The 20,652-nt window shown below is 71.6% G+C and carries 17 protein-coding genes; 5 read left to right on the plus strand and 12 right to left on the minus strand.

Annotation, left to right across the window (positions count from 1 at the left end):
- Positions 1 to 150 precede the first annotated feature (150 nt).
- The 3 genes from T398_RS05700 to T398_RS05710 all read left to right on the plus strand — a co-directional run bounded on the left by T398_RS05700 (position 151) and on the right by T398_RS05710 (position 3,175).
- Positions 151 to 1,479 (plus strand): PspC domain-containing protein, encoded by a 1,329-nt coding sequence (locus tag T398_RS05700; RefSeq protein WP_496445268.1) that lies wholly within the window; start codon positions 151 to 153, stop codon positions 1,477 to 1,479.
- Positions 1,476 to 1,745 (plus strand): hypothetical protein, encoded by a 270-nt coding sequence (locus T398_RS05705; protein ID WP_496445270.1) that lies wholly within the window; start codon positions 1,476 to 1,478, stop codon positions 1,743 to 1,745. The genes T398_RS05700 and T398_RS05705 overlap by 4 nt, the downstream gene beginning before the upstream one ends.
- A gap of 176 nt (positions 1,746 to 1,921) precedes the next feature.
- Complete coding sequence (locus T398_RS05710) at positions 1,922 to 3,175, plus strand: phosphatidylserine decarboxylase (protein WP_496445272.1); 1,254 nt, start codon at positions 1,922 to 1,924, stop codon at positions 3,173 to 3,175.
- Between the two features lie 81 nt (positions 3,176 to 3,256).
- On the opposite strand, the gene T398_RS05715 is transcribed toward T398_RS05710, so the two are convergent.
- From T398_RS05715 to T398_RS05725, 3 genes are all read right to left on the minus strand, one after another.
- Positions 3,257 to 4,159 carry a CDP-alcohol phosphatidyltransferase family protein gene (locus T398_RS05715; protein ID WP_496445274.1) on the minus strand — a complete coding sequence of 301 codons (903 nt, stop codon included), beginning with the start codon at positions 4,157 to 4,159 and terminating at the stop codon, positions 3,257 to 3,259.
- Positions 4,160 to 4,592: 433 nt separating this feature from the next.
- On the minus strand, positions 4,593 to 5,564 hold the full coding sequence (locus tag T398_RS05720) for an NUDIX hydrolase (protein ID WP_496445276.1): 972 nt from the start codon (positions 5,562 to 5,564) through the stop codon (positions 4,593 to 4,595).
- A 77-nt stretch (positions 5,565 to 5,641) separates the two neighbouring features.
- The gene (locus T398_RS05725; RefSeq protein WP_496445278.1) at positions 5,642 to 6,589 is read right to left on the minus strand and encodes an NUDIX domain-containing protein; all 948 of its coding nucleotides are present in this window, start codon (positions 6,587 to 6,589) and stop codon (positions 5,642 to 5,644) included.
- A gap of 144 nt (positions 6,590 to 6,733) precedes the next feature.
- Between T398_RS05725 and T398_RS05730 the strand changes: the two genes are divergently transcribed.
- Positions 6,734 to 7,042: a PspC domain-containing protein gene (locus T398_RS05730; RefSeq protein WP_496445280.1), complete on the plus strand. Its 309-nt coding sequence runs from the start codon at positions 6,734 to 6,736 to the stop codon at positions 7,040 to 7,042.
- Positions 7,043 to 7,049: 7 nt separating this feature from the next.
- Here T398_RS05730 and guaA read toward each other — a convergent pair whose 3' ends face one another.
- The 5 genes from guaA to guaB form a co-directional block, all read right to left on the minus strand.
- A complete protein-coding gene (gene guaA, locus T398_RS05735) occupies positions 7,050 to 8,603 on the minus strand; it encodes a glutamine-hydrolyzing GMP synthase (protein ID WP_496445282.1) in 1,554 nt (517 codons plus the stop codon).
- A 99-nt stretch (positions 8,604 to 8,702) separates the two neighbouring features.
- Entirely contained in the window at positions 8,703 to 10,394 is a 1,692-nt protein-coding gene (locus T398_RS05740; RefSeq protein WP_496445284.1) for an FAD-dependent oxidoreductase, read from the minus strand.
- 43 nt (positions 10,395 to 10,437) lie between these two features.
- Entirely contained in the window at positions 10,438 to 11,856 is a 1,419-nt protein-coding gene (locus tag T398_RS05745) for a M1 family metallopeptidase (RefSeq protein WP_496445286.1), read from the minus strand.
- 49 nt (positions 11,857 to 11,905) lie between these two features.
- Complete coding sequence (locus tag T398_RS05750; RefSeq protein WP_496445288.1) at positions 11,906 to 13,069, minus strand: GuaB3 family IMP dehydrogenase-related protein; 1,164 nt, start codon at positions 13,067 to 13,069, stop codon at positions 11,906 to 11,908.
- Positions 13,070 to 13,099: 30 nt separating this feature from the next.
- A complete protein-coding gene (gene guaB, locus T398_RS05755) occupies positions 13,100 to 14,662 on the minus strand; it encodes an IMP dehydrogenase (protein WP_496445290.1) in 1,563 nt (520 codons plus the stop codon).
- 205 nt (positions 14,663 to 14,867) lie between these two features.
- Between guaB and T398_RS05760 the strand changes: the two genes are divergently transcribed.
- On the plus strand, positions 14,868 to 15,275 hold the full coding sequence (locus tag T398_RS05760; RefSeq protein ID WP_496445292.1) for a DUF5319 domain-containing protein: 408 nt from the start codon (positions 14,868 to 14,870) through the stop codon (positions 15,273 to 15,275).
- A gap of 53 nt (positions 15,276 to 15,328) precedes the next feature.
- On the opposite strand, the gene T398_RS05765 is transcribed toward T398_RS05760, so the two are convergent.
- The 4 genes from T398_RS05765 to groES all read right to left on the minus strand — a co-directional run bounded on the left by T398_RS05765 (position 15,329) and on the right by groES (position 20,652).
- The gene (locus T398_RS05765) at positions 15,329 to 16,135 is read right to left on the minus strand and encodes a helix-turn-helix transcriptional regulator (RefSeq protein WP_496445294.1); all 807 of its coding nucleotides are present in this window, start codon (positions 16,133 to 16,135) and stop codon (positions 15,329 to 15,331) included.
- Between the two features lie 787 nt (positions 16,136 to 16,922).
- Complete coding sequence (locus T398_RS05770; RefSeq protein ID WP_496445296.1) at positions 16,923 to 18,512, minus strand: molybdopterin-dependent oxidoreductase; 1,590 nt, start codon at positions 18,510 to 18,512, stop codon at positions 16,923 to 16,925.
- A gap of 127 nt (positions 18,513 to 18,639) precedes the next feature.
- The gene (gene groL / locus T398_RS05775; protein ID WP_496445298.1) at positions 18,640 to 20,271 is read right to left on the minus strand and encodes a chaperonin GroEL; all 1,632 of its coding nucleotides are present in this window, start codon (positions 20,269 to 20,271) and stop codon (positions 18,640 to 18,642) included.
- Positions 20,272 to 20,343: 72 nt separating this feature from the next.
- Positions 20,344 to 20,652 (minus strand): co-chaperone GroES, encoded by a 309-nt coding sequence (gene groES, locus T398_RS05780; protein ID WP_012015047.1) that lies wholly within the window; start codon positions 20,650 to 20,652, stop codon positions 20,344 to 20,346.

The raw sequence follows: 20,652 nt of genomic DNA on the forward strand, positions 1-20,652 counted from the left end.
GAGCGGCACGCGCCGCTGGTTCCGATCGTCACACGCCAGGTGAGCACTCGACCACGGGGGCGTCCCGGAGATCCTGCTGCCCTGATCTCAGGGTGAGGTCAGGGTCTCCGCCGGAGGCCGGCGAGGCGACGAGGGAGCAGGATCGAGGTCATGACCGAAGAAGCCGCCCAGCACCAGCCAGCCGGGGCGACGCCACCACCTGCGGCACCGACCGGTGCACCGCCACCACCTGCGGCACCGACCGGTGCACCGCCACCGCCCGGGGGCCCACCCACCCCACCGCCAACCGGAGGCAGCGGCTTCACCTCGCGGTACGGGCTGGTCCGTCCGCACGACGGCCGCTACCTGGCCGGTGTCTGCGCGGCTATCGGCCGGGCGACGAACACCGATCCGGTGCTCTGGCGGGTGCTGCTCGCCGTGCTCGGCTTCTTCGGCGGCATCGGCATCCTGGTGTACGTCTCCGCCTGGCTGATCATCCCGGGTGAGGGGGACACCGCCTCACCAATCGAGTCGATGCTGGGCCGGGGACGCTCCAGCATGTCCCCGGTCACCGTGATCGTGCTCGGCATCCTGGTGGCAATCAGCTTCGCCTTCATCGTCACGGATGCGTTCCGGGCCGTGCTGCTCGGCGCGGCGATCCTGATCAGCGGCGCTCTGCTACTCAACCGCGAACGCCCAGGCCGGCCCGAATCGCCCAGGCCACCGGCGCCGGCCTGGCCGACCTGGGCACCGCCGCCGGACGCACCGACAGCGCCCGAGGCTCCGCCCAGCGGCTTCCGCCCCCCGTTCGCCCCGCATGGGCCGTACGCCGCGCCGCCGCCGCTCCCGCCCCCGGCTCCCCGACCGGAGCGGAAGCGACCGCGGAAACGGTCCGCGCTCGGTGGGGTGACCTTCTCGCTGGTCTTCCTCGTCCTCGGGCTGCTGGCCGTCCTCGATCTGGCCGGCGTACCCGCCCTCGGCGCGTCCGCGTACTTCGCGGCGGTCCTGGCCACCATCGGCCTCGGCCTACTCGTCGGCGCCTGGTTCGGCCGGGCCCGCTGGCTCATCGCGCTCGGCCTGATCACCGCCGCCGCGCTGGGGGTGGCCACGGTGGCCGAGTCCGACCGGTTCCGAACAGTGAACCAAACGGTGAACTGGTCTCCGGCCAACCACGCCGAGCTCGCGAGCCGGTACGAAAACACCGTCGGCAACTCGCTGCTCGACCTGCGCTCGGTGGATTTCACCGGGAAACACAGCGAGGTCACGGTAGCGGTCATAGCCGGAGAGGCCGTCGTGGTGTTACCCCCGAACGTTGACGCCACGGTCACCGCGACCGTCGACCTCGGCGACGCGGTCGTCTTCGATCAACGCGTCGACAAGCGCGGCGGCTCCACCGGTTCGCGGCACGAGAGCACCGATCTGGGGGCGGACGGCCCCGGCGGCGGGACGCTGCGCCTCTTCGTTCACGTTGACATCGGCCAGCTGGAGGTAACCCGGTGAAGGCCCACCGCACCGACTCAGTGTCTCTGCTCTTCGGACTGCTCTTTCTGCTCCTTGCCGGCTGGTGGCTGGTCGCCCGGTTACTTGAATTCACGCTCCCCCCGGTGGGCTGGTTCCTGGCCGGAGCACTGCTACTGATCGGCGTACTGGGGCTGGTCGGGGCGCTTCGCGCGGCCCGGTCCGGCAACCCGGCCGCTCCGGAGCCGAAGGCCACACCGACCGGGGCGACGCCGGAACCCGGGCCAACCGAGGGGGACCGGCGCTGAGCGCGACGCCGGGTCGAATCGACTCGGGGCATATGCTGGCTGGTGGCGCCCGCCCCCGCCGCGCACTCGCCAGTTCGACCCGGCAGCCCCGCACTCCGGGCGACGCCGAGTGACCCGACGCCGATCGCGCCGATCTCACCAACCCGTCGTCCCTACCCATCAGGAGCTTGTCCGACATGACCCAGTCCCCCGCCGTGCCTCCCACCGGCCGCTCCGGTCCGGTCCGCGTCGGCGAGCGCGCCGCCCGTGTCCTCGTCTCGGAACTCGCCCGGATCAACGAACCGAAGGCTGCCCTGCTCGTTGACGCCAGCCTGGAGTCCCCGGTACTCGCCGCGGCGATCGAGGCGCTGTTGCCCGGTGACACGCTCACCGTCGTACCGGCCGGGTGGTCGGACGCCGAGACGCTGCGCACGCACGTAGCCGCCCAGGGCCCCTGGGTCTCCGAGCAGGTCCGGGTCGTTGACGCCCTGGCCGATGCCGAGGCCGCAGCGGTGGCGATCATCGGTGCACCGCTCACCGGGACGATGGAGGAGACCCGCGCCACCCTCGACGGGCTCGGCAAGTACCTCGACAACGGGGCCACGTTGAGCGTCGCCACCCCCGCCATCACCAGGCGCACCGGCGGCGCGAGCGACGAACTGGACCGCCAGGCCGCGCTGCACGGCGTCGGTAGCGACCTGCTGCTGCGCAACAACCCACCGCTGCGGGTGCACCGGTTCCGCTTCAGCCCGGCCACCGCGGCGGCGACGGTGGGGCTGGCCCCGGCCTACCGACCCGCCAGCGTGCCGCTGACCCGCACGATGCACATCGACAGCAACGGGGTGGCTGCCGCCGGGATCGCCCTCGGGTTGGCGGCGGTGGCCCGTGTCGCCCGGCCGACCTCAAAGCTGTGGCTGCTGCCGGCCCTCGCCGCCGCACCGGTCGCCGCCTTCTTCCGGGACCCGGAGCGGGAGGTGCCAGCGGATCCGTCCGCGGTGGTCGCCTCCGCCGATGGCCGGGTGCTCTCGGTACAACGGCTCTCCGACGAGCGGTTCGGCGACGGCGAGTGGCTACGGATCGCCGTGTTCCTGTCGGTGCTCGACGTCCACATCAACCGTTCCCCGGTGGCGGGCAAGGTGGTCGACCACTTCGTGACCGACGGCGGCTTCGCCAACGCGATGAAGCCCGATGCGGAACACAATGTCGCCGCGTACACGGTGTTGGACACCACCAACGGAACGGTGATCGTGGCGCAACGTACCGGATTGATCGCCCGGCGGATCGTGCAGCGGGCGCCCATCGGTTCGCTGCTGGCCAAGGGCGAGCGGTTTGGGCTGATCAGGTTCGGCTCACGCACCGATGTCTACCTGCCGGCCGAGGCGGCGCAGCCACTGGTCGGGCCCGGCGACCGGGTCGTCGGGGGGTCGTCGGTCATCGCTCACTGGCACTGACCGCGTCGGACGCCGGGGCGCCGGAAGGAGCTGTGGCGGGGCGCCGGGAAGCCCCGGTGCCCCGCCCGCGAGAAACCCGAATCAGACGGTACGGCGCTGCCGCAGCCAGAGCACCGGGCCGCTGAGCAGGTAGCCCACCACGACCAGGGCGAAGGTGAGCCGGATGTCGACCAGCGCGCCGACCAGCGGAGCCAGCCACACCCAGGGCGGCAGCCTCACCAGGCGGGCGAGCTTCGCGTACGGAAAGCTGGAGACCATCGCGAAGGCGAGCAGCGCCACACCGCCGAGCAGGACCAGCCCGGACACCGGCAGCCCGATGGCGACGGTCAGGGCCAGCATGGCGGCCGCCATGGTGGTGGGCACCCCGCAGAAGAAGCGGCTGTCCTTCGACGAGACGTTGAACCGGGCGAGGCGGATCGCGGCACAGGACGCGACGAGCGCACAGCCCACCGCGGCGGCGGCCGGGGGCACCGAGCCAGCCAGTGAGGCGTAGACCACGACCGGGGCGGCGAGGCCGAAGGAGCACATGTCGGCCAACGAGTCCATCTGGGCGCCGAACGGGCTGGCCACGCCGAGTCGGCGGGCGAGGGCACCGTCGAGACCGTCGAAGGCCACGCAGGCGATCAGGCAGAGGGCCGCGGGCCGCACCTCACCCTGCATGGCCAGGAAGATCGCCAGCATGCCGAGGGTGAGGCTGGCGAGGGTGCAGCCGTTGACCAGCATGAATTTCATCCGCCGGGCCGGCGTTCGGGCACCGGGAAGGAGCGGAGCCGAGGTCGCCGCCGCTTCGTCCACCGGCGGCGCCGGGGCGACCGGAGGGCTGACCGGGACGATCGTCTCCGCCTCGGCGTCGTACCGCGGGTAGCGGCGCCGTGGGAACCGGCGCTCGACCAGCTTGCGGCCAGCTCCGGCACGGAGGCCACCGTCCTGGCGGCCCGCGCGGACCCACAGCACCTGACGGGCAATTGTGCCGCTGCGCCGCAACGGGCCTGCCCATCGACGCCCTGCAGGACGTGGACTGTCTGTCGTACGACGCCGGCGCCAGGGGGCTCTCGGCACATTCCCTCCATCACCGGATCGCCGCGCCGCCGCAGTGGCGGGGCGTCCGGCTGTCTCGTGCCAGACCTTCTTGGCCCAGCAGCCGTTTTGCGGGCTACACCATCGCACAGGCAAACAGGGCTTGGCGATAGCTGCCGGCGGTACTTAAAACTCCCTTAAACCGCACGCATCGCCCTCTTACCCCTAATCCGGATCGCATCGCCCGTTACACCGTTAACTTCCCGCACTCAAATGTACCGGAGCCCAGTGGCACCACATGACGAGCACTCTTCGGCACCCCGAATGCCCCAATTAGAGCTAAATGGGCGAACGGATATCCACGGTCACCCCACCCCGGGGCCAACACCGGACAGGACAGTCAGCGGAGCTCGGCGACCGTTCGGGCAGCGATATCGCTGAGCCGCAGCCCCCTGAGCTCGTCGACGGTAAACCAGCTCGCCCGGGCGGTCGACCCCCCAGGCAGCTCCAGCACCCGCGCCTCGGTCGGCTCCGCCACCACCACCGTGTAGATGGCCCGAACGGTGTGCCAGTTCAACGGACGCCCCTCCGGCCCGACCCGGCTGGGGTGATGAAAGCTGTCCACACTGATCAACCTGACGACCCGTCCGACCTGACCGGACTCCTCCACCAGCTCGCGGAGCAGCCCCGTCTCCGGCGCCTCACCGTAGTCGGTGCCACCGCCGGGCAGGTGCCAGCTGCCAGCGCCCGGGTAGCCCTCCGCGATCAGCGTCAGCAGCACCCGCCCGGCCGGGTCGGTGACCAGCCCGTACGCGCCGAATCGGTGCCGCAGAGCAGTCGACCCCGGAGCCGTTGCCGCCGGAGCCAATACCCCCGAGCTCGACCGCGCCGGAGCAGTCGGCGCCGAGTTCGTCGACCCCGGAGCCGCCGGCGGTAGTACCCGGGACGCCCCCGAAGGCAGGGGCGCGCCCGGCAGGCCGAGCAACTCCGCCGTGAACGGCATCACGGGCACCGCCGCCGCCGAGTCGGGCGTGAACCACCCCAGCCCGGCACCGCCGCCCTGCTCCGACCGGAGTACGCCAGCCGTCGCGGTCACGTCAAACACCAGCCGGTCGGTGTGCAGCCCGGATCCGGCGGCGTCGGTGGCCACATCGGCTACCGCCGCCCGGGCCCCGGCCACCGTCACGGCCAACCCGGTCTCCTCGGCGAACCCGCGGACGACCGCGGCGGCGGGATGCTCGGCGTGCCGAAGGTCGCCCCCCGGCAGCCGCCAGGCACCCCGATCCGGACGTCCGTCCCCGCCCCGCACGAGTAGCACCTGCCCGCCGTCATCCCGCAGCACCCCATAGGCCGCCATCCGCCGCTGCTGCACCCTGCCCCCACCCTGCACCGAATCGATGAGAAGTTACCTCGACCGACGATAGCTACGGGAACGTCAGGCTGGGGGGGTCAGGTCAGCCGGGCGGCTTGGACCGCCTCGGCCGTCACCTCGGTCAGCCGATCGACCGGGAGGGCGCCCAGCTCCTCCTTCGCGAACCAGCGAGCCTCACAGGTTGATCCACCAACATCGATCACGGTGGGCGGGGCAGGTCGGTCAACCACGACTCGGTAGAAGGCCCGGACCCCGTGCCAGTCGATCGGGTAGCCCTCCGGACCGAGCGAGGCGGCGTCCCGGTGACTCGCCACGCCGAGGAGCTCGACCAGCCGCCCGGTCTGCCCGGTCTCCTCGACCAGTTCCCGGATGAGCGCCGCGCCCGGTTGCTCACCGTAGTCCGTCCCACCACCCGGCAGGTGCCAACAACCGGCACCCGGGTACCCGTCCGAGACCCGGGTGAGCAGGACCCGCTCGTCCGGGTCGGTGACGACGGCGTACGCGGCGAAGCGCTGCGCCCGGTGCAGGCCGTCCGGCCCCTCGACCGCGTAGAAGGAGGGAAACTCGGGCGGCTCGTCCGGCACGATGTCCGCCGACGAGGCGGACAGGCCGAGAGCCCGCGCCGTGAACGAGCGCAGGGGCAACTCGCGGGCCTGCTCAGGGGTGAACCAGCGGGCCAGGTCGGTGGGCTGGTCAGCCCGGTCGGCGAGCGTCCCGCCCCGCACCGACACCTGGTAGAGCAGGCGGTCGGTGTGGATCGTGATGCCCCGTTCGGGCAACGCTCGCATGTCGGCGAGCACGTCGGTGAGGGTGGCGACACTGACCGACAGCCCGGTCTCGGCGGCGGTCTCCCGCACCACCGTGTCGCAGGGGTCCTCGCCGTGGTCCACCGCGCCCCCGGGCAGCGACCAGGTGCCGGGGGTGCCGGAGCGCTGCGAGGCGCGAACCAGCAGCACCTGACCGGCCGAGTTTGCACAAACCGCGTACGCCGCAATCCTACGAAGCGGCTCCAGCATGAGGGTCACAGAGCCAAATTCTCCCCGCTCCCCGCCACCAACGCCGAAGAGGGTCGGAATCATGACTCCCGGCTCGCGGGCAAGGGGTAGATCAGGGTAAGGCCCCGGGAAGTCACCGAGGTCGGCCAGAGCCGGGCGACGCACCATCGGGAGATGACCGACACCGGAACCGCCCAGCCCCCGTACAAGCAGCTCCGTCGCCCCACCACCGACCGGATGATCGCCGGAGTGGCCAGTGGCGTCGGCCGCTACTTCAACCTCGACCCCACGCTGATTCGGGTCATCTTCGCGGTGACCGGCCTGCTCACCGGCGGGATCGCGGCGCTCGCGTACCCGGTCATGTGGTTCCTGATGCCGGCGGAGCCGGTGAGCGCGCCGGCCTGGCACCCGACGACAGCCGCGGCGACCACCGCCACCCCCACCTGGCCGGGGCCGCAGCCGCCGGCTCCCCCCGTCAGCTGAGCGCGACTCACTCCCACTCGATGGTGCCCGGCGGCTTGCTGGTGACATCCAGCGCCACCCGGTTCACCTCAGCGACCTCGTTGGTGATCCGGGTGGAGATCCGCGCAATCAGGTCATACGGCAGCCGCGACCAGTCGGCCGTCATCGCGTCCTCGCTGGAGACCGGGCGCAGCACCACGGGATGCCCGTAGCTGCGTCCGTCGCCCTGCACACCCACACTGCGTACGTCGGCCAGGAGGACCACCGGGAACTGCCACACGCCCCGGTCCAGGCCAGCAGCGCTGAGCTCCTGCCGGGCGATGAAGTCGGCCCGGCGGAGCACATCGAGCCGCTCCCGGTCCACCGCGCCGATGATCCGGATCGCGAGCCCCGGACCGGGGAACGGGTGCCGCCAGACCATCGCCTCCGGCAGGCCCAACTGGAGGCCGAGGGCGCGAACCTCGTCCTTGAAGAGCGTGCGCAGCGGCTCGACCAGAGAGAATCCGAGATCCTCCGGAAGCCCGCCGACATTGTGATGGCTCTTGATGCTGGCCGTGCCCGCACCGCCGCCGGACTCCACCACATCCGGATAGAGGGTGCCCTGTACCAGGAACTCCACGTCGCCATGGGCGGCGATGTCCCGAGCCGCGGCCTCGAAGGTCCGGATGAACTCCCGGCCAATGATCTTGCGCTTCCGCTCCGGATCGGTCACCCCGGCCAGCGCGGTCAGGAACTGGTCCGCCGCGTCAACCACCCGCAGCTTGATTCCGGTGGCGGCGACGTAGTCCTTCTCCACCTGCTCGGCCTCGCCCGCCCGCAGCAGGCCATGGTCAACGAAGACGCAGGTCAACTGGTCGCCGATGGCCCGGTGCACCAGCGCCGCGGCGACCGCGGAGTCAACGCCGCCGCTGAGACCGCAGATGACCTCCTTGGTACCGACCTGCTCCCGGATCCGGGCCACCTGCTCGTCGATGATGTTCTCCGGCGTCCAGGTGGGCTCGATGCCGGCGATGTCGTAGAGGAAACGGGTCAGCATCTCCTGGCCGTGCGCCGTGTGCCCGACCTCCGGGTGGAACTGCACCCCGGCCCGGCGCCCGGCCCGATCCTCGAAGGCCGCCACCGGGGCCCCCGCCGACTCGGCGGTCACCGCGAAGCCAGCCGGCGCCTCCGTCACACAGTCACCGTGGCTCATCCAGACCGGAAGATCACCAGGGAGATCGCGCAGCAGCACCCCGGCCTCCGGCCGCGGGCGCAGCACCGTGCCGCCGTACTCCCGGTTGCCGGTCTGCGCGACCGTGCCCCCGAGTGCCTGCGCCATCGCCTGGAAGCCGTAACAGATGCCGAAAACCGGCACCCCGGCCTCGAACACCCCGGCGTCGATACCGGGCGCGTCGGGCGCGTAAACGCTGGATGGGCCACCCGAGAGGATGATCGCTGCCGGGTCCTTCGCCAGCATCTCGGCCACCGACATCGTGTGCGGGACGATCTCCGAGTAGACCCGGGCCTCCCGTACCCGGCGTGCGATGAGCTGGGCGTACTGGGCTCCGAAGTCCACCACCAGGACAGGGCGCGGGGTGCTCATGTGCAGCAAGCCTACCCACCGACACGCCCGGCGCCGACCCGGGACCCGAGTCGGCGCAGCGGCCCCGCCGACCGCGCCGCGCCGCGGTCTCCGCCGGCGCTACCGCAGCGCACCAGGGGCGTGCGCCGGCACCGCCGGATGGCGTGGGGCCACCGGGGCCAGCCGCACGTACGGGGAGCCGAGCGGAGGGCGGGGATCCGGCTCCCCCTGGTTCGGCCAGAACGACAGGGCCCGCTCGGCCTGGGCGGTGATGGTCAGGCTCGGGTTCACCCCGAGATTGGCCGAGACCGCCGCGCCGTCAACGACGTGCAGGCCCGGGTGCCCGTACACCCGCTGCCACGGGTCCACCACGCCGTCCTCCTCGGTGGCGCCGATCACCGCGCCGCCCAGGATGTGCGCGGTCACCGGGATGTTGAACGGTTCGGTGAGCGCACCACCCGGCACCCCGTTGATCTCCTCGGCCAGGAGCCGAACCGCCCGGTTGCCGGCCGGTATCCAGGTCGGGTTCGGCTCCCCGTGACCCGGTTCGCAGACGAGTCGCCGGCCGCCGAGGCCACGGCGTAGCCGGGTGGTCAACGAATTGTCCGCCGACTGCATGACCAGCGCGATCACCGTGCGCTCGGACCAGTTGCGGACCGACAACAGCTGCGCCGCCGCACGCGGCCGCCGCACGAGGGTGCCCAGCCAGCGACGCACCCGACGCGGGCCGCCGTCCACCAACAGGGTCTGGAGCAGCCCCATCGCGTTCGAGCCCCGACCGTAGCGGACCGGCTCGATGTGGGTCTGCGAGTCGGGGTGGAACGAGCTTGTGATCGCCACCCCTTCGGTAAAGTCGACCCCCGCCGCCCGCGCCGCCCGCCGGTGCACCGACGCGCCGAGAATCGCCTCCGAATTGGTCCGGGTCAACGCGCCGAGGCGGGACGAGAGCCGCGGCAGCGCCCCAGCCACCTTCATCGAGTGCAGCAGACGCTGGGTACCCAACGCACCGGCGGCGAAGACCACCTGGTCGGCGTGGATCACCTGCGAGCGCCCCGGCAGCCAGGAGCCGGTACGCCGGGTGTGCACCGCGTACCCGCCCCCCTCGACCGGCGCGACGGCGGTCACGGTCGTCAACGGGTGCACCTCTGCGCCGAGCCGCTCGGCCAGCCACAGATAGTTCTTGGCCAGCGTGTTCTTCGCGCCGAGCCGACAACCCGTCATGCAGGCGCCACAGTGCGTGCAGCCGGTTCGCTCCGGCCCCGCCCCGCCGAAGTAGGGATCGGGCACCCGCTGTCCCGGCCGGCCGAGGTGCACGCCGACCGGGGTGGCCCGGAAGGTGTGCCCGACCCCCATCCGCTCCGCCACCGCCCGCATCGCCCGGTCCGCCTCGGTGGTTTCCGGGTACGTGCTGACGCCGAGCATCCGCTTCGCCTGATCGAAGTGGCGGGTCAACTCCTCCCGCCAGTCGGTGATGTCCCGCCACTGCGGATCCTGGAAGAAGGCGTCCAGTGGCTCGTACAGGGTGTTGGCGTAGACCAGGGAACCGCCGCCCACCCCGGCGCCGGAGAGCGCCAGCACGCCACCGGCCCGGCGCCGGCCCGCCCGCAGCAGGGTGATCCGCTGGATGCCGTAGCAGCCCAGCCGCGGTGCCCAGACGAAGCGGCGCAGCTGCCAGGAGGTCCGTGGGAAGTCGCCGTCGGCGAAGCGTCGGCCCGCCTCCAGCACCCCGACCCGGTAGCCCTTCTCGGCCAGCCGCAGCGCGGCGACGCCCCCGCCGAAGCCGGACCCGATGACGACCACGTCGTACCGCATAGACGCATCATTACCGACCGGTAGCAATCGCGCCAGAGGCAGCTCAGCCCGGTTCGGGGAGAGCGGGCCGGGTGGCGCCGGAGAGCCAGGCGTCGAAGAGATCGTCGAGCTGCTCCCCGGAAACCCGCTCAGCCAGTTCGATGAAGTCATCGGTGGTGCCGTAGCCGTCGCGCCGCTCAGCCGTCCAGGCCCGCAGGATGGCGAAGAAGGCGTCGTCGCCGACCGTCCGCCGCAGCGCGTGCACGGTCAGTGCCCCGCGCTGGTAGACGGCGGTGCCGAACATCTGCTCCGGCCCCGGGTCCAGGGCCGGCAACGACCAGTCCGTCGCCGCGTACCGGCCCTCGAACGCACGCTGCACCGACCGGCCCTCCTGGTGCTCCGCCCAGAGCCACTCGGCATAGGTGGCGAAGCCCTCGTTCAGCCAGATGTCCCGCCACCGGGTCACCGCCACACTGTTACCAAACCACTGGTGCGCCAGTTCGTGGACGACCACACCGAAGTTCGGCCGCCCACCGAGGAAGAAGACAGGGCCGTACACGGGACGGGACTGCGTCTCCAACGCGTACCCCACCCGTGGGTCGGCGACCACCACCCCGCCGTAGGAGTCGAACGGGTACGGCCCGAAGCGGTCGGCCAGGAAGTCGGCGATCTCGCCGGTACGGGCCAGCGAGACGGCCTCCGGGCCGGTCTCCGCGAACGACTCCGGCACAGCGGTGACGATCGGCTTCCCGGCGTGGGTGCCGGTCTCCACCCGGTAGGCGCCGATCACCAAGGTGGTCAGATAGCTCGCCATCGGGGCCCGCTGCGCCCAGCGCCAGGTGGTCCGGCCGCCGGCGCTGCTCTGTTCCCCGGGCACCCCGTTGCTGAGCGCGGCGAGCCCATCCGGGACGGTGACCTCGATGTCGTACGTCGCCTTGTCGCTCGGGTGGTCGTTCACCGGGAACCAGGCGGCGGCCGAGTAGGGCTGGCCGAGCACGATCGCACCGTCCTCGGTGTGCAGGAAACCGCCGCCACCCAAAGGACCGTTCGGCCGGGTGCCGGGGTGGCCGGCGTACTCGACCGCGACGGTGAAACGGCTGCCCTGGGCCAACCCCCGCGCCGGCGTCACCACCAACTCGTCGCCGTCGCGGCGGTGCCGGGCCCGGTCCCCATCCACCCGGACCGCCGTGACCTCCAGACCTTGCAGGTCCAGGTTGAACCGGGACAGCGCCTGGGTGGCGACCGCGGTGACCGCCGCCTGCCCCCGGAGTCGGTCGCTGGCCGGGTCGTAGTCGACGGCGAGCCGGTAGTGCTCCACGTCGTATCCGCCGTTGCCCGCACCCGGCACGTACGGGTCACCCAGCTCGACAGCGCCCGGGCGGAAGTCGCCGCCCGGGCTCGCGGAGAAGCAGCCGGTGAGCAGGGTCGCCGCCACCACGGCGGCGGCGAGGCCGGGCCGAACCCGGGCGAAGGTGGACCACACCGGTCGAGCCTAGCCACCCGACCGGCGCGATGACGCCCCTCCGCTCCGCCTACCGATCCAGGACCAAGCCGACCTTCTGGAACTCCTTAAGGTCCCGGTAGCCACACTTGGCCATCGCCCGGCGCAGCCCGCCAAAGAGGTTGAGCTGGCCATCCGGCTCGTCGGCCGGGCCGTACAGCAGCCGTTCCATCGAACCGACCGGCTCACCGGCGGCCTCGAAGGCACCCCGGGGCAGCGCCGGGTGGCTGGCGGCCGAGTGCCACCAGGCGCCGCCGGCCGGCGCCTCCGGGCAGAGCGAGAGCGGCTCACCCAGCATCACCGCGTCGGCGCCGCAGCCAAGCGCCTTGGCGATGTCACCGGACGTCCGGATATCGCCGTCGGCGATCAGGTGGACGTAGCGGCCGCCGGTCTCGTCCAGGTAGTCCCGGCGCGCCGCCGCGGCGTCGGCGATCGCGGTGGCCATCGGCACCCGGATGCCGAGCACCGACTCGGTGGTTGACCAGTCGTCGCCGCCGATCCCCACGATCACCCCGGCGGCGCCGGTGCGCATCAGGTGCAGGGCGGTCTTGTAGTCGGTGCAGCCGCCGACGACCACCGGTAGGTCGAGGTCGGCGATGAACTCCTTGAGGTTCAGCGGCTCGTCGGTGGTGGAGACGTGCTCGGCGGAGACGATCGTGCCCTGGATCACCAGGATGTCCACCCCGGCATCGAGGATCACCGGGGCGAGCGCCAGGGTGTGCTGCGGCGAGACGCGTACCGCCACGGTCTGGCCGCCGGCCCGCAGCTCCCGAACCCGCTCGGCGATCAGGTCCGCGCGGATCGGCTCGGCGTACACCTCCTGAAGGCGCCGGGTGTGGTGCAGGCCGGTCGCGCCGGTGCGGGTGGGGCGGGGCGACTGGCCGGTGGCGTCCGCGCCCAGGCTGGCCAGCTCCGCCAGCGCCTTCGCCGGGTTCTCGTACCGGGTCCACAGACCCTCCACGTTGAGCACACCGAGGCCGCCGAGCTGGCCGAGCCGCACCGCCGAGGCCGGGCTCATCGTCGCGTCGGAGGGGTGACCGACGCAGGGGATGCCGAACGGGTACGCGTCGAGCTGCCAGGCCGTCGACACGTCATCGACGTCCCGGGTGCGGCGGCTCGGCACGATCGCGATGTCGTCCAGGTGGTAGCCGCGCTGCGCGGTCTTGCCCAGCCCGATCTCGACCACGTCACGCATGGGGACTCCAGACGGTAGGGGGTGGTGGGGTCAACGGGTTTGGTAGTTGGGTGCCTCAGCGACCATCTGGATGTCGTGCGGGTGGCTCTCCTTGAGCCCGGCCGCGGTGATCCGAATGAGCTGTCCGCGCTGGTGCAGCTCGGCGACGCTCTCCGCGCCGGCGTACCCCATCGCCAGGCGCAACCCGCCGACCAGCTGATGGGCGACCTGGGCGAGCGGGCCGCGGTACGGCACCTGACCCTCGACGCCTTCGGGGACGAGCTTCTCGTCGCTGGTGACATCCTGCTGGAAGTAGCGGTCCTTCGAGTACGACCGGACCTGGCCCCGGGACTGCATCGCGCCCAGCGAGCCCATCCCCCGGTATGCCTTGTACTGCTTGCCGTTGATGAAGATCAGCTCGCCGGGGCTCTCCGCGCAGCCGGCGAGCAGGCCACCCAGCATCACCGTGTCGGCACCGGCCACGAGCGCCTTGGCGATGTCGCCGGAGTACTGGATGCCACCGTCCCCGATGACCGGAACGCCGGCCGGCCGGGCCGCCCGGGCCGCTTCCATGATCGCGGTCACCTGCGGCACACCGACACCGGCCACGATCCGCGTCGTGCAGATCGCCCCCGGCCCGACCCCCACCTTGACCCCGTCCACACCGGCCTCGACGAGCGCCTTCGCCCCCGCGTACGTGGCGACGTTACCGCCGACGACATCGACCCGGACGTCCTTCTTGATCCGGGCGACCATCTCCAGCACCGCCCGCTGGTGGCCGTGCGCGGTGTCCACGATCAACACGTCCACGCCGGCGTCCACCAGGGCCCGGGACCGCTTGTACGCGTCCTCGCCGACGCCGACGGCGGCGGCGACGCGAAGCCGGCCGGCGGAGTCCTTGGTGGCGTTCGGGTACTGCTCGCTCTTGGTGAAGTCCTTGACGGTGATCAGGCCACGCAGCTTGCCGCTGCCGTCAACGATCGGCAGCTTCTCGACCTTGTGCTGCCGCAGCAGGCCGAGCGCGTCCTCCTTGCTGACGCCGACCGGGGCGGTGACCAGTGGGGTCCGGGTCATGATCTCGCGGACCGGCGTGGCCGGGTCGGAGACGAAGCGCATGTCGCGGTTGGTGACGATGCCGACCAGTTGCCCGTCGCCGTCCACCACCGGCACCCCGGAGATCCGGTACTGCCCACAGAGCGCATCCACGTCCTGGAGGGTGTCGCTCGGGCCCGCGGTCACCGGATTGGTGATCATGCCCGACTCGGAGCGCTTCACCAGATCGACCTGGAGCGCCTGGTCCTCCACGGAGAGATTGCGGTGGAGCACGCCGATCCCGCCCTGGCGGGCCATGGCGATCGCCATCCGGCCCTCGGTCACCGTGTCCATCGCGCTGGACAGCAGTGGGATGTTCAGCTCGACGGTGCGGGTCAGCTTCGTTCGGGTGTTCACCCGGCTCGGCACGACATCCGACTCGCCCGGCTGGAGCAGCACATCGTCGAAGGTCAGACCGAGGGGAACCACCCGCGCCGAACCGGCGGGCAGCTCCGGTAGGTGACCGCCCAGCGCACCGGTTTCGGCGTCGGTCGGTTGAACGGTGCTGGGCGAATTTTCCACGATTGCTCCCCTGAGCTGCTCGAACGGGCTTCAGCGAGGTGGCGCGGGCGGGCACCGGCAGAAACCGGGTAGCGGCGCTTCGCCCATCGTACCCATCGGCTGGCCGCGCCCCTGCTGCCGGCGGGCAGGTCAGGTATGCCCAGGGCAGGCAGGTCACACCGGCCCAGGGCGGGCGGCGAACGAGCGTTGGGTCTACGGTGAGGGGGTGCACGACGAGCCCATCGATCCCTTCAACGGAGAGCCAGCCGACCCAGTGGCGGGCCCGCCCGATTCCGCCGACGCTGAGCTCGACCCACTGAGCGACGCCGAGCGGCAGGAAGTGCTGGAAGACCTCGCCGACCTGGAGATCTACCAGGCACTGCTGGCGCCGATCGGCGTACGCGGCCTGGTGATCAAGTGCGAGGACTGCCGGGAGCCACACTACTTCGACTGGGATCTACTTCGCGGCAACCTGCGCCACCTACTCAGCTCCGGGCACCCCCGGGTGCACGAGCCGGCGTACGACCCCGATCCGGATCACTACGTGACCTGGGACTACGCCCGCGGGTACGCCGACGGGGTGCACGACACCCTGAGCGAGGGCACCGACGAGGAACCGGACTCCAACCGCTGATCCTGGCACTGGACCAGGTCTCGGGCCTGATCGGCCGACACGTCAGCGACGCATCAGGCGACCAGTCCGGCGCGGAAGCCGGCGGCGACGGCGTGGGCCCGGTCCCGGGCGCCAAGCTTGCGGAAGAGTCGTCGGGCGTGGGTCTTCACCGTGTCCTCGGAGACGAACAACTCCCGGCCGATCTCGGCGTTGCTCTTGCCCTCGGCCATCCCCAGGAGCACCTGTAGCTCCCGCTCGGTCAGCCCGACCGCTGGCCGCGACTCCCGAGCTGGGCCGCCGGCGGGCACCGCGGCGGGCTCACCCGCCGGGTCGGCGGGATCATCGCCGCGCTGCACCGGTACGACCGTGGACCCCCCACCGGCCCCCTCGGCGGCCCCGGCCGGCCATCCCGACGGTGGGTCAGCAGGAGCCCGGCCGCCGGGAGTAGCGCGGGCTGACCCGCCCACCGAAGCCGCGTCCCGGGCCGGATCGACCCGGTGGCGGTTGGCCCGCCCGGGGGCGGAGAGCAGCAGCAGCGCCTTCGCGACCGAGCTGGTGAGGTCGTGGTCGGCGCCCTGAATCAGCCCCCGGGCACCCGCGCTGATTGTCGCCGCCGCCGACTCGGACTCCTCGACCCCCAGCAGTACTACCGCCGCCTGCGGCGCCCGGGCCAGGACCCGGCGAACGAACCCCGCACTGTCGGGCCGGGTCAGCGCCGTATCAACCAGCACCACGTCGGCGGGGCGTTCAGCGAGCCGCAACATCACCTCCGGGTCGGAGACGGCAGTCCGCACCGCCCCAGATAGCCCCAGCCGCGCCGCGGCGGAGGTCAGGTGTTGCGCCGCCAAGGGCGTCCGAACGCACACGAGAACCGTACGCACAGTGGTCTCCTCTCCGTCAACGAGCAGACCATGACGGAGTCTGGTCGGGAGGGGGTTCCCGCCAATCCTTCGAACTTTTCCGACAGTTGGGGCATTTGCCGCTAGTCGTCCGAGCTTCCCGGTCCTGGGGACGACCAGATGGACAGACAGCACGACCAACCAGGCCACCGAGGCGCTGGCGCGGTCGGCGCCGGAGGGCGAGGGCGGGGTGGTGGCCCTGAGCGTGGTATCCGCCGGGGGGGGACCACAACGTCTTCCCGGTGATCACCAAGACCAGCACGCAGCGCCAGCTCGTCGAACGTGGCAGCCAGCGCCGGCGTGGCCGCGGTGGCGTGTCGTCCACGCCAGATCCGCCTCGAGGCGATCGTTGCGTCGCCGGGCGCCGTTGCTACTTCGTGGGTTGGCGGGTTCCGGGGCAATCGCCCCGACCGCCCATCGCCGAATGCGGTGGGCAAGAGCTGCCAGGCCTCACACCGACACGGGCCCCGCAGGCTGAGCACTGTGACTGAGGCGACATAACTGGACTCCCTTCTCCGGTGAACTACCGAACCACCCAAACCCTCGTTGCTCCCCAGGGTGGCAGTGCGGCGGGTCTGCGCTTTCCCCCTTACGGTGGCATCAACCCCCGGGATCGCCCCGACCGCCTGCGCCGTACCGGGAACGACTCCGCGGCCAGTGCGGCGCTACGTCGGAAGTGCCGTCTTCATAGCTCCCGGCCGGGTTAACTCCGCGCGGCGTCCTGCTGCGCTGCGGTAATCTGCTCGCCGCCGACGGCGTACCTGGCGGGTCAGCCAACCGTGACGCGCACCGTGTGCCAGCCGGTCGCGCCATCCGGAGCCACCGGCGCGCTCCGGCCGGTCTGCGTCTCACCGGTCACGTCGGTGGCCCGAACCGCAAGCGTGTGCCCCCCCGGCGACGCGTCCCACCGCCACGACCACTGCACCCAGGTATCCACTGAGACCGTCGGCGCGAGGTCCGCCTCCCGCCAAGGCCCCTCGTCCACCCGAACCTCCACCCGCCGGATCCCCCGGTGCTGAGCCCAGGCGACACCGGCGACAACCACCTCCCCCGCCACCAGCCGACTCCGCCGCCGGGGCGTGTCGATCCGCGACTGGGTCTTCACCGGGCCCTGCGCCGACCAGCCGCGCGGCACCCAGTACGCGTCGAAGTCCGCGAAGCTGGTCAACTCCAGCTCGGTGACCCACTTACAGGCCGACACGTAGCCGTACAGGCCCGGCACCACCATCCGAACCGGGAAGCCGTGCTCGACCGGCAGCGGCTCACCGTTCATGCCGACCGCCAGCAACGCGTCCCGGCCGTCCCGCAGCACCGCGGTGGGGGTACCGCAGGTCCAGCCGTCAACCGACCGCCCAACGACCTGATCCGCGCCCGGCAGCGGCTCCGCCTCGGCCAACAGATCCCGCAACGGCACCCCCAACCAGCGGGCGTTGCCGATCAGGTCACCACCGACCTCATTCGACACACAGGCCAACGTGACATACCGCTCGACCAGCGGCCGGGCCAGCAGGTCGGCGAAGCTGAGGGTGATCGGGTTGCGGACCCGGCCATGGATGCGCAACCGCCAGGTGGCCGGATCCACCTGCGGCACCACCAGGGCGGTGTCGATCCGGTAGAAGCTGGATCTGGGCGTGACGTAGGAGGCGAGCTGGGCCAGGTCCAGGTCGGCTCCGGCCGGCACCGCGGCGGCCGGCGAGGCCGGGGCCGGCAGCACGACCGCCGCCCGGGCCACCGACACTCCCCGCCGGCCGCTCAGCCACCGGCCGCCGACGCCGGCCGCCGACGCCGCCCCGAGCAGTAGCCCACTCGCGGTGAGGAACCGTCGCCGGGACTCCGGACCCGCGCCCTGCTCCCGGTCAGCTGCCCCGGCCACCGGCGCACCGGAGTCGGCCGGTGGGATGGGGGCGGACCAGGGCCGTGGACCCAGCTTCAACGGGCCCTGGATGAACGCCCAGAGCACCAACCCACCGAGGCTCCCCCCGGCCAGCGCCGGCAGGGCGGCGGCGAGATCCGCATCGGCCCGGGTCCGGGCGGCGAACGCCCCCAGCGCGGTAAACGCCGTGACACCGGCCAGCCCGTACGCCAGGTGCCGCCGGGACAGCACGCCGAGCAGCGCGGCGAAGCCGGCCAACAGCAGGCCTGTACCCGCCAACAGAGCGACCTTGTCGTAACTGCCGAAGAGCGCGATGCCGAACTGTTTGAGTGGCTCCGGCACGGTGTCGACCACCAGCCCGCCGACGGCTACCAGCGGAGCGGAACGGGGGCCGGTCAACACCGCGACAAGCTCCGCCGAGCCGATCGCCACCGCAGCGGCGATCACCCCGGCCGAAGCGGCGTGGCGACGGGTCGTACTGGTCACGCGGACCAGTGTTTCCGATCTCGGTCCACACCGGTAGCCACGTCAGCGTTCCGTAAGCAGTCCGGAAGACGCGTCGGGGCGCGTCGCCACCGTGGACGACGCGCCCCGACCGAGCGTCCGGCGTGGGTCAGAAACCCGGGCCGTGCTGGTGACCGTGGCCGTGGCCAGCCGCAGCCGGCTCCGGCTCCTGCGGCTTCTCCACCACGAGACTCTCGGTGGTGAGCAGCAGGCCCGCGATCGACGCGGCGTTGACGACGGCGTTGCGGGTCACCTTCACCGGGTCGAGGATGCCGGCCTTGGCCAGGTCGACGTACTCGCCCGTCGCTGCGTCGAGGCCGTGACCCCAGTTCTTGTCGACGACCTTCTGCACCACGACGTAGCCGTCGTGGCCAGCGTTCTGGGCGATCCAGCGCAGCGGCTCGACCAGCGCCTTGCGCACGATCGAGACGCCGACCTTCTCGTCCTCGACGAGGCCGAGGTCATCGTCGAGCGCCGGCAGGACCTGGGCCAGGGCGGCGCCACCGCCGGGCACCGTGCCCTCCTCGACCGCGGCCTTGGTGGCGGCGATGGCGTCCTCGATGCGGTGCTTGCGCTCCTTCATCTCGACCTCGGTCGCCGCGCCCGCCCGGATCACGGCGATGCCGCCGGAGAGCTTGGCCAGCCGCTCGGCGAGCTTCTCCCGGTCCCACTCGGAGTCCGAAGCCTCGATCTCCTTGCGGATCTGGGCGACCCGGTCGGCGGCGTCGGCGGCCTTGCCGCCGCCGTCAACGATGGTGGTGTTCTCCTTGTCGACCACCACCCGGCGGGCGGTGCCGAGCACCTCCAGCCCGACCTGGTCAAGCTTGTAGCCCAGCTCCGGGGCGACCAGCTCGGCACCGGTCAGGATCGCCATGTCCTGCAGCATCGCCTTGCGGCGGTCACCGAAGCCGGGAGCCTTCACCGCGCAGACCTTCATGGTCTTCCGGAGCGCGTTGACCACCAGCGTGGACAGCGCCTGACCCTCGACGTCCTCAGCGATGATCAGCAGCGGCTTGCTCTCCTGGAGGACCTTCTCCAGCAGCGGCAGCAGCTCCTCGATCGCCGAGATCTTCTGCGTGGTGATGAGGATGTACGGGTCCTCCAGGACCGACTCCTGCCCCTCCGTGTCAGTGACGAAGTTGGGCGAGATGAAGCCCTTGTCGAACTGGAGACCCTCGGTCACATCCAGCTCGGTGGCGAGGGTGGAGCCCTCCTCGACGGTGATGACACCGTCGCGGCCGACCCGCTCCATCGCCTCGGCGATGAGCTCACCGATCGTGGCGTCCTGCGCGGAGACGGTCGCGACGTGCGCGATCGCCGCCTTGTCCGACACCTCGACGGCCTTGCCGAGCAGCGCCTCGGAGACCTTGGTGGCCGCCGCGTCGATGCCCCGCTTGAGGCCGGTCGGGTTGGCGCCGGCCGCCACGTTGCGCAGGCCCTCCCGGACCAACGCCTGGGCCAGCACGGTGGCGGTGGTGGTCCCGTCGCCGGCGACGTCGTTGGTCTTGGTCGCCACCTCCTTGACCAGCTGCGCGCCGAGGTTCTCGTGCGGGTCGGTGAGCTCGATCTCCTTGGCGATGGTCACGCCGTCGTTGGTGATCGTGGGTGCACCAAACTTCTTGTCCAGGACGACGTTGCGCCCGCGGGGGCCGAGGGTGACCTTGACCGCATCCGCGAGGGCGTTGACACCGTGCTCCAGCTGGTGCCGAGCGTCGTCCGAGAAGCTCAGGATCTTCGCCATGAATGTCCCTTCAAAGTGTCGTCGCCCCGGCCCGGCGAGCCGGACCGGGGCGACGACACTGCTCTCGGTTACCTACTTCTCGATGACCGCGAGGACGTCGCGGGCGGAGAGCACCAGGTACTCCTCGCCGGCGTACTTGACCTCGGTGCCGCCGTACTTCGAGTAGAGGACGGTGTCGCCGACCTTAACGTCGATCGGCACGCGGTTGCCCTTGTCGTCGATCCGGCCCGGGCCGACAGCGAGGACGGTGCCCTCCTGCGGCTTTTCCTTGGCGGTGTCGGGAATCACGATGCCCGACGCCGTGGTGGTCTCAGCCTCATTCGCCTGGACCACGATGCGGTCCTCAAGCGGCTTGATCGCAACCTTGGTCGCGGTAGTCAC

This window comes from Salinispora goodfellowii (assembly GCF_059570675.1).

What these genes read in the sequence shown, in the direction of transcription:
- groL (WP_496445298.1), bottom strand. Translation starts at nt 20,271, where the DNA reads ATGGCGAAGATCCTGAGCTTCTCGGACGACGCTCGGCACCAGCTGGAG.
- guaA (WP_496445282.1), bottom strand. Translation starts at nt 8,603, where the DNA reads ATGAGCACCCCGCGCCCTGTCCTGGTGGTGGACTTCGGAGCCCAGTAC.
- T398_RS05700 (WP_496445268.1), top strand. Translation starts at nt 151, where the DNA reads ATGACCGAAGAAGCCGCCCAGCACCAGCCAGCCGGGGCGACGCCACCA.
- T398_RS05710 (WP_496445272.1), top strand. Translation starts at nt 1,922, where the DNA reads ATGACCCAGTCCCCCGCCGTGCCTCCCACCGGCCGCTCCGGTCCGGTC.
- T398_RS05750 (WP_496445288.1), bottom strand. Translation starts at nt 13,069, where the DNA reads ATGCGTGACGTGGTCGAGATCGGGCTGGGCAAGACCGCGCAGCGCGGC.
- T398_RS05740 (WP_496445284.1), bottom strand. Translation starts at nt 10,394, where the DNA reads ATGCGGTACGACGTGGTCGTCATCGGGTCCGGCTTCGGCGGGGGCGTC.
- T398_RS05730 (WP_496445280.1), top strand. Translation starts at nt 6,734, where the DNA reads ATGACCGACACCGGAACCGCCCAGCCCCCGTACAAGCAGCTCCGTCGC.